Genomic DNA, 11,454 nt, shown 5'->3' on the forward strand with positions numbered 1-11,454 from the left:
GCACAAATATGAATCTGGTATCACTATTGCTATATACAGATTCTACGCAGTCAGGCTAGGAGAAGGCATATGGAAGGCACCAAACACGATGACGTAATCGTTGGCACAGGCGAAGATGATGCAGTAAACAGCCGCGCTGGCAATGATGAAATTTCAACCCTCGCTGGTGATGATTTTATAGCCGCTGGTGAAGGTAGCGACACAATATTAGCAGGCGAAGGCGCGGACACGGTTCTTGGTGATGTTGAATATGAACTCAATGAAGAGCAACCAGCCCAAAACAACGACGACCATTCATGGGGTACCGCTGCAACTATATACGAACATACCTCTGAGCAAGGCGAGAAAACCAGCCACACACTGAAACTCGACAACTTTGCCGTCAATCAAGCTGTACAAACCTCAACCTCAGCGGGTGGTTTTGCTGAACACGATGAAATAACTGTGCAGATTACGGATGAGCAAGGCAATGTCATCGCAACACACATTGCGACAGTAGACCAAAGCGGGCAAATCAATGTCGACATCGATATTCCAGAAAATGAACTTCCTGATAATGGAAGCGTGGTGATCAGTTTTCTTGATCCGCAGAACAATCCAATCTCGCAAATTGATGATATGAACGTGCAAGTGCGCAATATCTTTAATGACACCATTGATGGTGGCGCGGGTGATGACATCCTGAAAGGGCAGCAAGGTGATGACACCATCTATGGCGGTGAAGGTAACGACTTTCTCGATGGCGACATTAACAACGATACTCTGCACGGAGGTTTAGGTGATGATGTACTCGTCGGAGGCGCTGGCGAGGATACGCTTTATGGCGACGAAGGTCACGATACCCTACTCGGCTCAGATGGCAATGACAAACTCTATGGGGGGGATGGTGATGATCTCCTTATGGGTGAACTCGGTGATGATTACCTTGAAGGCGGTGATGGGAACGACACACTGATTGGCGACGATGGCGAGGACACCTTACTCGGTGGTGAAGGTCACGACAAACTGTTTGGCGGTAAAGGTGCCGACAGCTTAACAGGTAATAGTGGTAATGATGAAATCCATGGTGAAGACGGTGATGACACCATCCTAGCAGGCGAAGGTAACGACTTCGTACTGGGCGGTAGCGGAACAGACACGATTAGTGGCGGCAGCGGTGAAGACTTACTGCTCGGTGGCGATGGTGATGATATTGTCTCTGGCGATGCTGGTCACGATACCTTAGTGGGTGAACTCGGGAATGATCAACTGTCGGGCGGTGAAGGCAACGATACATTATATGGTGATGTCGGTGACGATACGCTACTCGGTGGAAGTGGCGATGATCAACTCTACGGCGGCGAAGGTAACGACACCATCGATGGTGGCGAAGGTAACGATATCATTCATGCCAACGAAGGCATTGACACTATTACCACCGGACTCGGGGATGACCAAGTATACGCGGGTAGTGGCGACGATGTTATTGACACCGGTGAAGGTCGTGACACCATATTTGGCGAGACCGGTAACAACACCATCGATTCCGGTAGTGATGACGACACAATTTATACCGACTCAGGTAATGATGCCATTACCAGTGGTGCAGGACACGATACCATCTATGCGGGCGATGGCACCAACACCCTCATTACTGGCGAGGGTGACGACCTCATGTATGCAGGTAGCGGTGCGGACTCAATCACAACAGACAGTGGGCGCGACACCATTTTTGCCGGTGATGGCGACAATACGATCGATTCTGGCAGCGACAATGACACTGTATATGCAGGAAGCGGTAGCGATTCCGTCTTACTCGGCAGTGGCGATGATAAAGCGTTCACTGGCGATGGGACTGATACGATTTACGCAGGTGAAGGTAACGACCAAGTATTTGCAGGCGGCGGTGACGATAAAGTCTATGGCGAGCAAGGCAATAACCAACTCTTCGGTGAGGCAGGAAACGATGAGTTGATCGCGGGTATCAACGCCAGTGAACTCTATGGTGGTTCTGGAAAAGATTCACTGCTCGGTTCCGAAGAGGGAGACAAACTTTACGGTGGCTCCGACGATGACACCATTACCGCTAACGCAGGTGACGATATTATCGAAGGTAATGACGGCAACGATACAATCGATGCCGGTCAAGGTAATGACACAGCCTTTGGCGGGCAAGGTGGTGACCATATCATCGGTGGGCTGGGTAATGACACCCTGATTGGTGATGGTGGCGACGATACTCTACTCGGCGGTGAAGGCGATGACGTTCTAGTTGGCGGCAAAGGCGCTGACACCCTTGATGGTGGCACGGGTCGTAGTGAGATCTATGGTGAAGATGGCGACGACACCATCATCAGTGCTGATCAAGATGATCTTCTTTCGGGTGGTTCCGGCAACGATACCATTAATTCAGGTCTGGGCGACGATACCGTTTTTGCAGGCTCTGGCGATGATACCGTCAATACTGGTGAAGGTAACGATACGGTTTATGGTGAATCTGGCACCAATACTATCAATACTGGACTCGGCGCGGATACCGTTTACGGTGGAACAGACGCTGACACTATCAACAGTGGTGACGGAGTCGACCAAGTTTACGCTGGCGGCGGTGTCGATGTAATAGACGCCGGTGATGGCGACGATCATATCGATGCGGGTGAAGGTAACGATCTTGTGCAAGGCGGTGCCGGTAACGATGCGCTATTTGGTGGTGGAGGTAATGATGAGCTTATCGGCGGCGAAGGATATGATTTCCTCGCAGGCGGCGCAGGCAACGACACCATTCGCGATGACGGGCAAGATACGGTGTTGGGCGAACAAGGCGATGATACGCTTTATGCCGCCCAAACAGGTAGCCACAACATCTTTGGTGGCGAGGGTGACGACACCATCATAGGTAGCGACGTGGCGGATACCCTTTATGGCGGTGCAGATGCCGATACCATTACGGGTGGTGGTGGTGATGATGTGCTATTCGCTGGCGAAGGAGCAGACAATGTTGATGCTGGAGAAGGCAACGATACAGTCTATGGCGAAGCCGGTAGCAACACTATTTCTCTAGGTAGCGGCAACGATACCCTCTACGGTGGTTCCGGAGCAGATACCGCAGCCGGTGGTGTCGGTGATGATACCCTTTCCGGTGCAGGTGGTAACGACACCTTAAGTGGTGAACAAGGTCAAGACCTCATCGATGCTGGGGAAGGCAACGATACAGTCTCTGGCGGCGATGATAATGACTTAATCTTCGGTGGTGCGGGTAACGACTCCCTATCAGGTGACGACGGGGATGATGAGCTCTATTCGGGGACCGGTAATGATCAACTCGATGGTGGCTTGGGTGCAGACAAATTGGTTGCCGAAGGTGGCTCAAACACGCTCTCTGGTGGTGCGGACGACGATATTCTGCTAGGTGGTAGTGGTGCTGACACCTTACTTGGCGGCGAAGGTGATGACTACATCGAAGATGATTCAGACAATAACACCATTGATGGCGGCACTGGACAAGACACCATCAAACTCTCTGGTGCTAACAACACTGTATTGGGTGCTGCAGGCGATGACACTATTGATTCAACTGGCGCAGGGGCAAGTAATATTGATGGTGGCGAAGGCAACGATACCATCAAAGCATCAGGAGACAATAATGTCCTTGCAGGGGGACTTGGCAACGACAATATTCAAGTCTCAGGCACAGGCTATAACCAAATTGATGGTGGCGAAGGTAACGATTCAATCACAGCACAGGGCGGCACGAATATTATCTCCGGCGGCTTAGGCAACGACTCTATTTCAGCGGCTAGTGGCACCAACACGATTGAAGGTGGTGAAGGTAACGACCAAATCACTACAGGTAGCGGGGTCGATGTGCTGCGTGGCGATGCTGGGCAAGACACGCTCAATGCTGGTGGTGGCAATGACTCACTTGATGGCGGCGTTGACAACGACAAGCTCTATGGCGGCTCTGGCGATGATAACTTACAAGGTGGGGACGGCAATGACTCACTATGGGGACAGAACGATCAAGATACCTTAGCTGGCGGTCTAGGTAATGATTACCTCTCAGGAGGCTCAGGTAATGATACGCTACACGGCAATCAAGGCGACGATACTTTACGCGGTGATTCAGGTAACGATGAGCTTTGGGGCGGTGACGGCAGTGACAATCTAAGTGGCGGAGGCGGCAGCGACACACTATACGGCGAGGATGGCAATGATACCCTCTCCGGTAATGGAGGGAACGATATGCTTTATGGCGCAAAAGGCGATGACAAACTATCCGGCGGATCAGGTGAAGATTATGTCTCTGGTGGCGAAGGCAACGATACCCTAAGTGGTAACGACAATGCTGACACATTAGATGGCGGCATCGGCAATGACTCACTCTCAGGTGATTCGGGCGACGATACTTTGTTTGGTCAAACTGGTAACGACCTGCTCGACGGAGGTTCAGGTGTAGACCAACTCTTCGGTGGCGCAGGCAATGATACCTTGGTGTTCGATTCAGAAGAATTTGAAGCTGGCGAAAGTAATATGGTCCACTTTAGCGGTGGTGCTGACTTTGACGTTCTGTTAGTCGGCGACGACAACGACACCAATCTCATTGATATGAGCCACAACGCTTTCCAAGAATTGGAAGGCGTCAATATCAACTCTAGCGACACGGAGTTAGCGCTGGCTCTAGATAAGATCGCAGCCAATAACACCGCAGGTGAAACCGCAGGGCAATTCGTTTGCACTGGCGCAAGTAGTATTGATTTGAGTGGCTGGGGCTGGCAGTTGACTGAAAGCAACATCGAAATGAGTGATTCACTACAAAGCATCTACCAAGCAAGCAATATCGACACTGGCTCACTATACGGCTATCGCTTCGAAAATGACTCTGGGCAGGAAGTGGTGCTCTGGAGTGACTTAGACAGCAACGATATTAATTTCCCAGAAACGAATGATGTTTAAAGGAACGTAAAGCAGAGCTTTACTTACGGAACGCAAGCTACGGATTAGGGAACGCGGCGCATAGCGCCGCTTACGGGGAGCGGAACTAGAACGGAACTTAAAGCAGAGCTTTACTCACGGAACGCAGGCTACGGATGCGGGAACGTAGAGCAAAGCTCTACTTACGGAGTGTTCTCACCTCCCGCAACCGTAAGAGAAGCAATCCGTAACGAAGTGTTCCCACATCCCGCATCAGTCAGCGAAGCATTCCGTAACGCAGTGTTCCCATATCCCGCATCCGTCAGCGAAGCATTCCGTAACGAAGTGTTCCCACATCCCGCATCAGTCAGCGAAGCATTCCGTAACGAAGCGTTCCCACATCCCGCATCCGTCAGCGAAGCGTTCCGTAACGCAGTGTTCTCACCTCACGCATCCGTGAGCGCAGCGTTCCGTAACGAAGTGTTCCCACCTCACGCTTCCGTGAGAGAAGCGCTCCGTAACGCAGTGTTCTCGAATCCCAAACCCGTAAGCGAAGCGCTCCATAACGCAGTGTTCCCACATCCCGTATCCGTAAACGAAGCGTTCCGTAACACAGTGTTCCCATATCCCGCATCAGTCAGCGAAGCATTCCGTAACGAAGTGTTCCCACATCCCTCATCCGTCAGCGAAGCGTTCCGTAACGAAGTGTTCCCACATCCCGCATCCGTAAGCGAAGCATTCCGTAACGAAGTGTTCCCACCTCCCGCATCCGTAAGCAAAGCATTCCGTAACGAATTGTTCCCACATCACGCTTCCGTGAGCGAAGCGCTCCGTAACGCAGTGTTCCCACATCCCGCATCCGTAAGCGCAGCGTTCCAATCTATACCAACTGCTTATAACACTTCTGCTCACAGTTAGGGCAATGATAGGCGTGGCGGTCGACTTTGGCGGCACAATGAGGACAATATCCATGTCTCCTATCTTGGCTGCACAGAATTAAAATCAGACCGATCGGGCCGAGAACATAACCAAGCAAAATGCCGGCGACAGTGTTGTTTTTGTAATACCCAACTATCGCGGAGACAAACATAAAAAAAGCATAGAAGCTTAACCAAAAAAGCATCTCATTACTCATTATACTTCCCTCATCGCTTTATTTAATCCGACCATAATTGGGCTAACTAAGTAGTCCCATAGCGTTCTTTCCTCACCAAGGATCAAAACCTCAGTCAGCATGCCAGGATAAAGCTCTACACCATGGTTAGTCGTTAAATTTTCAACCGCATCCGCGTCAAAACGAATGGTGACTAAATAACCTTGCGTTGCTTGCTCATCACCGCCCTGCACTACCCTATCAGCAGAAACATGCAACACTTGCCCTTCTACAGGTGGTGTATTGCGAGCACTGTAGGCGGTTAACCTCACTCTGGCATCCAAACCCGGTCTAACTACATCAATGTCTTTTGGCGAGACCACCGCTTCAACAATTAACTCATCACTATCAGGGACTATTTCCATCAAAACTTGTCCCGGCTTAATCACACCGCCAATACTTGCGATGTTCATCCCCACCACTTTTCCTGCGAACTCGCTGCGAATTAATATTCTTTCACGAATATCCAAAGCCGTTTTGATCAGTTGCTGGACATCTCTTAGCTCATCATTGACCGCCTTTAACTGAGTCGCGTATTCGCGTTGCAATTCGAGTACTTGATTGCGATAACTCTGATGTAAAGATTCCAGCTCTCGTTCAGTAACATCAATGGTTAAGGTGATTTCCGCTAACTCAGCATCTATCCTTGCTTTATGTCGTAGCAACTCCAGCATACGGGTTTTTGAGACATAACCTTTATCGACCAACCCTTTGGTCATCGCAACCTCTTGTTGAACTAAATCTCGTTGAGTTGCAATCGCTTTTTTTTGAAATTGATTACCTTTGATCTTCTCCTCAAACAGCGCCAATTTCTGCTGATATTGTGAATCAATCAACTGCTGCCGAAGTTTCGCCTGCTCAAACTGAACGTTTTCACTGCGAAGCAAACCGTCCACGACCAGCTCTTCATCGCTTGTTTCCAATAGATTTGACCAAGAAATTGTTGAACGACCTTCAGTTAATGCTCGCAAGCGTGCTTGTTGAGCAAGCAACGAATAGCTGCGGTAAAGAAAGCGACGATAATCAGCTTCTGCTTTAGTGTCCGAGAGTTCAATAAGCGCTTGGCCGATTTCTACCTGCTGCCCTTCTTTAACAAACACTTGTTTTACCCAACCACCTTGTAGATGTTGGATTTGTTTCCGCTTACTTTCGACGACTAGACTCCCCTGCGCAACAGATGCTGAGCTCAGCGCCATGTTCATAGACCACCATAGAAAGCCTCCCACGGTAAAAAGCGAGACCAAGGTTCCAAGAATAATCAGGCGCTTAGTGCTAAATAAGTTTTCCATAACGCCTCCTTAAGCGGTTTTTGTTTTGGGAGTAGAAACGCTTTCATTCTCTACATGCAAACCAAGAAACTGTTCACAAGTGCCCGCTTTTTCGACCTTGCCATCTTTAAGCTGTATCACCCAGTCCATCTGACGCAGAAAGCCTGGTCGATGACTGATCATCACAACAGTGATTTGATTCTCTTTGCAATATTGCAGCACAATCGCGAGCGCAGTTTCCCCTTCAGGGTCGAGGTTTGAATTGGGTTCATCTAACACCAAAACTTTTGGGTTGGAATAAATGGCTCTAGCAAGTCCAATACGTTGCTTCTGACCACCAGAGAGCAATACGCCTCCCTCGCCGATGTAAGTATCATATCCTTCGGGTAACGCGATAATCAGCTCATGAATACAAGCTAATTTCGCGGCGCGTACCACCGCTTCATCATCTCCCACCGTGAATCGACAAATATTCTGCTTCACCGTGCCTGCCAAGAGGCCAACATGCTGAGGAAGATAGCCAATGTATTGACCAAACTGGTTGAGATCCCACTTCTCAATGCTGGCGCCATCCACCATGATGTCACCCATGGTAGGTTGATAAATACCCATTAACAGCCCAGCTAACGTCGACTTACCTGAACCAGAATTGCCCATCACTGCCAGTGCGTTGCCCGCTCCCAGTTTAAAATTGATGCCATGAATGGTCGGTTTACGCGCATGAGCGAATTTCAAACTCACATTGCTAAATTGAATCTCACCTTTGGGTTCGGGCAAAAGCGTTTTAGGGGAGGCATCGGTCTCAATAACAATCTGATTCAAACTCTGCCAAGATTTGAACGCGCTGTACCAAGACTTCCAGCCACTGACCGCACTCTCAAACGGACTCAGCACACGACCAATTAAGATTGAGCTTGCAATCACCGCTCCTATACCAATATGTTGTCCTAGTGCAAGGTAAACGCCACAGGTTAAAACCGCGACTTGCAAAAGAGTACGAAAATAACGGCTAATCGCCAGTAATAGACTGGCGCGTGAATTGACCAACCATTGTAAATTGAGTACCTGAGCATTAGTTTTTTGCCATGATTTACCCACATTCTCACTCATCCCCATCGCTTTAAGGGTCGGTGCGTTACGCAGATAGTCGTTAAGCTCCATACTCACTCGTGCCGTTGTTTCTTGTGCCTCCGCACTCATCTTACGTCCACCAAGCATCATCGTAAGTGCCAGCAAGGCGAACACCACAACACCGGTTAAAGCAGCAAAACCGATATAAGGATGAAAACTAAACAACAGCAACAAAAACAGCGGAGTAAATGGTAAATCAAGAATAGAACTGGTTGATGGCGAAACGAGAAAATTACGCAGCGTCGTCAAGTTGTGCAATGCATGCTTTTCTATGCGGTTCGCTTTTGAAGAGGCAGCAATACTTCTCGCTAGCAGGTCGCCGCTTAGGCTCGCATCAAGCTTCAGAGCAGAGCGCTGCATCAACATCGTGCGAATATGCTCCAACAACGCCTGTGAACTTACTAAGAACAGAGTGATCAGTAGCAATGCGATTAACGTCTCTAGACTGGCACTGCTCATCACTCGATCGAATAGCTGCAAGCTGTATATTGGTACAGCAAGAACCAATATATTAATACCAAAACTAAAGCCAATTGCAGCCCAAATTTCTTTCCTTACTGCAGTGAAAGGATCCTTTCTATTCTGATACATACTCAAGCCAACTTTGTTGCATATAGTTATTTAGTTGAGTATAGACACTGTTAACTGACTCGCTAGCTAAAGTAGTTGATACCTTTGGCTAATTTCATATCCCGTAATCGTTTCGCGATGGCTCTCTTTAATCACCCAATTAATAGGATTACGCACCCAGGGTTGCGGGTCATCGTATGGAAAATGGTTAATTACGCGTAACGCCACGACTTCCGTCCCAAGCGATTGACACGTCTCCACACAACGTTTTGCATGCCAAGCTTGGGCTATTACACCCATCTTATTCCCAAGCGCGACACCGTGCGCTTTTTGCGCGACATCTAATGTGGTTTGATAACCCTCTTCCGCCAACACAACGAAACCCGAACTTTTACAATAGAGAGCGACCTCTTGTTGCACATAGAGTGGTATCTTCGGGTAACACTGAGAAATAACATCAACAATTTGAGCTAATTGAATATTGGTACTTGCTCCATCACCAAAAGAAAATCCAACAATAAACTCGGAATCTTCAAACGAACCAAAATCATTTAAGAACAAGGGCTGACGAGAAAGGTAATCAAAGACTTTTTTTTGCGAGCCTTTATCCAAAGGATAATCACACTCAGCATATTGAAACTCAGGCAGTGCCCAACCACTCGAGTGATTGAATTCCGATAACGATGGATTAATAAACGCTGCAAACTGATAAAATTGACGCATTATGGCTACCTAAGAAAGCTTAAACCCAACTAGCCATTATCATTCGTTGATAAAAAATATAAGTATTTAAGGCGATTAGATGTTTGGCAAAGGCTTCTCAGCCCTTCTACCCTATGTCCAAAATTAAACCAATTTTTTATAGTCTAGTCATCGCCGTCATCTCTGCCAGTACCATTTTATTTCTTTGAGCATAGCATCATTTAAAACTTGTATTATCATTATGTTAGGACTCATGTTAAATGGAAGTAAGCATTTCATGCCACCACATCGCTTATTAGCAATGATTCTAGGATCAACGGCTAGCTTGCCACTATATAGTTTGGCGAGCGAGAGCAGCGTTGCGGAAGAGATAAGCTTTTATGGTCAGCGTAGTGTCAATGCTAGCCAGCATGAAGAAAAATCCAAACAAGAGTTTTATCGCCGAGCCATCGCTCCGGTGATCGCCCCTTCAGAAAGCGATGTAGGAAAAGATGCAGAAAAAACAACCAAAGCGCATACTCCGCTAATCAAAGCGTCTACGCAAATCTCTCTATCACGCAATGAGTTGTTGTTAGCTAAAAAAGCCCAACACTACATTGAGACAAACTATCGAAAAGAAACAGGTTTGTGGGACTCAGTCCAAGGCTACCCTCATACCACTATGTGGGATATTGGCAGTGGGATTGGCGCTACCTTAGCACTTGAAGCCTTAGAGCTAAAAACAACAGAAGAAGTGCATATCGAGTTAACGCGGACACTCGCCACCTTACAAGCCATGCCACTCTACAAGAACCGACTTCCTAATCGTGAATACAACACCAAGACCGCCCTACCTTCCGGTAAGTTAAGCACCTCGAAAAGTAATGGTAACGGTTGGTCTGCTTTAGATATTGGTCGCCTATTAATCTGGCTAAAAATCCTCATTCAGATCCACCCTGAATTTCACGATCAAGTACTGGCAGTCGTGAATAAATGGCAATTAGATCAAGCCATTCACCAAGGTACCTTATTTGGTACCAAACTGCATAAAAACAAAGAGTACTATCGGCAAGAGGGTCGCCACGGGTATCTGCAATACGCCGCCAATGGCTTTGCGATGTTCGACTATCAAGTGACTCTGCCTGACTTAGAGAGTTTCATTTCAACGGTTAAAATCAATGGCACAAATCTCGAAATTGACACTCGTAATGTACCGTTTTTGACCAGCGATCCCTACGTATTAGCCAGCATTGAATTTGGTCAAGATACACAATGGAATCAGATCAATACGATCTATCAATTGCATAAAGATAAATCTAAACAAGCAGGCACTCTCTACAGCTATGCGGAAGATGCAATGAGTAAAAACCCTTGGTTTGCTTACAACAATCTCTACTACTACGGTAAACCGTGGACGAGCGTAAGCCCTGCGGGTAAGGTTATCGAAAATCCTCAAATTTTTAGCCACAAAGTGGCTATTGGCTTTAGTGTGCTATTTGATGACGAGTTTGCTCAAGATCTATTTGAATCTGTGCTAAATAACAGCTTACACGCCCGAAGTGTACCAACTGGTCAATATGAAAACGGGGGACTAAACACCTCATTCAACATCAATACCAACTCACTCGTTTTGGTCTCACTTTGGTTTAAACAAAATGGCTACCAACCAATTTACCAAGTCACAAACCCGAGCCTGTTATCTAGCAAGCAACAAAATATCGACTAGGCTTTGAATATCAACAATAAATTAAGTTGCTCGTC

Annotated in this window: 6 protein-coding genes; 2 read left to right on the plus strand and 4 right to left on the minus strand. The window is 47.7% G+C overall.

Annotation, left to right across the window (positions count from 1 at the left end; all coding sequences use genetic code 11):
- Positions 1–69 precede the first annotated feature (69 nt).
- Entirely contained in the window at positions 70–4,932 is a 4,863-nt protein-coding gene (locus tag IRQ95_RS13265) for a beta strand repeat-containing protein (RefSeq protein WP_194437377.1), read from the plus strand.
- 161 nt (positions 4,933–5,093) lie between these two features.
- On the opposite strand, the gene IRQ95_RS22440 is transcribed toward IRQ95_RS13265, so the two are convergent.
- From IRQ95_RS22440 to IRQ95_RS13285, 4 genes are all read right to left on the minus strand, one after another.
- Positions 5,094–5,306, minus strand: a complete 213-nt coding sequence (locus tag IRQ95_RS22440) for a pentapeptide repeat-containing protein (RefSeq protein WP_194437404.1) — start codon at positions 5,304–5,306, stop codon at positions 5,094–5,096.
- 718 nt (positions 5,307–6,024) lie between these two features.
- Positions 6,025–7,332: an HlyD family type I secretion periplasmic adaptor subunit gene (locus tag IRQ95_RS13275; RefSeq protein WP_194437378.1), complete on the minus strand. Its 1,308-nt coding sequence runs from the start codon at positions 7,330–7,332 to the stop codon at positions 6,025–6,027.
- Between the two features lie 9 nt (positions 7,333–7,341).
- Positions 7,342–9,033, minus strand: a complete 1,692-nt coding sequence (locus IRQ95_RS13280; protein WP_194437379.1) for a type I secretion system permease/ATPase — start codon at positions 9,031–9,033, stop codon at positions 7,342–7,344.
- Between the two features lie 66 nt (positions 9,034–9,099).
- The gene (locus IRQ95_RS13285; RefSeq protein ID WP_194437380.1) at positions 9,100–9,735 is read right to left on the minus strand and encodes a hypothetical protein; all 636 of its coding nucleotides are present in this window, start codon (positions 9,733–9,735) and stop codon (positions 9,100–9,102) included.
- 256 nt (positions 9,736–9,991) lie between these two features.
- On the opposite strand from IRQ95_RS13285, the gene IRQ95_RS13290 reads away from it, so the two are divergent.
- On the plus strand, positions 9,992–11,419 hold the full coding sequence (locus IRQ95_RS13290) for a DUF3131 domain-containing protein (RefSeq protein ID WP_228481414.1): 1,428 nt from the start codon (positions 9,992–9,994) through the stop codon (positions 11,417–11,419).
- Positions 11,420–11,454: the final 35 nt, after the last annotated feature.

Source organism: Vibrio fluminensis (assembly GCF_015278125.1).
Classification (GTDB): Bacteria; Pseudomonadota; Gammaproteobacteria; order Enterobacterales; family Vibrionaceae; genus Vibrio; species Vibrio fluminensis.

What these genes read in the sequence shown, in the direction of transcription:
- IRQ95_RS13265 (WP_194437377.1), top strand. Translation starts at nt 70, where the DNA reads ATGGAAGGCACCAAACACGATGACGTAATCGTTGGCACAGGCGAAGAT.
- IRQ95_RS13275 (WP_194437378.1), bottom strand. Translation starts at nt 7,332, where the DNA reads ATGGAAAACTTATTTAGCACTAAGCGCCTGATTATTCTTGGAACCTTG.
- IRQ95_RS13280 (WP_194437379.1), bottom strand. Translation starts at nt 9,033, where the DNA reads ATGTATCAGAATAGAAAGGATCCTTTCACTGCAGTAAGGAAAGAAATT.
- IRQ95_RS13285 (WP_194437380.1), bottom strand. Translation starts at nt 9,735, where the DNA reads ATGCGTCAATTTTATCAGTTTGCAGCGTTTATTAATCCATCGTTATCG.
- IRQ95_RS13290 (WP_228481414.1), top strand. Translation starts at nt 9,992, where the DNA reads ATGCCACCACATCGCTTATTAGCAATGATTCTAGGATCAACGGCTAGC.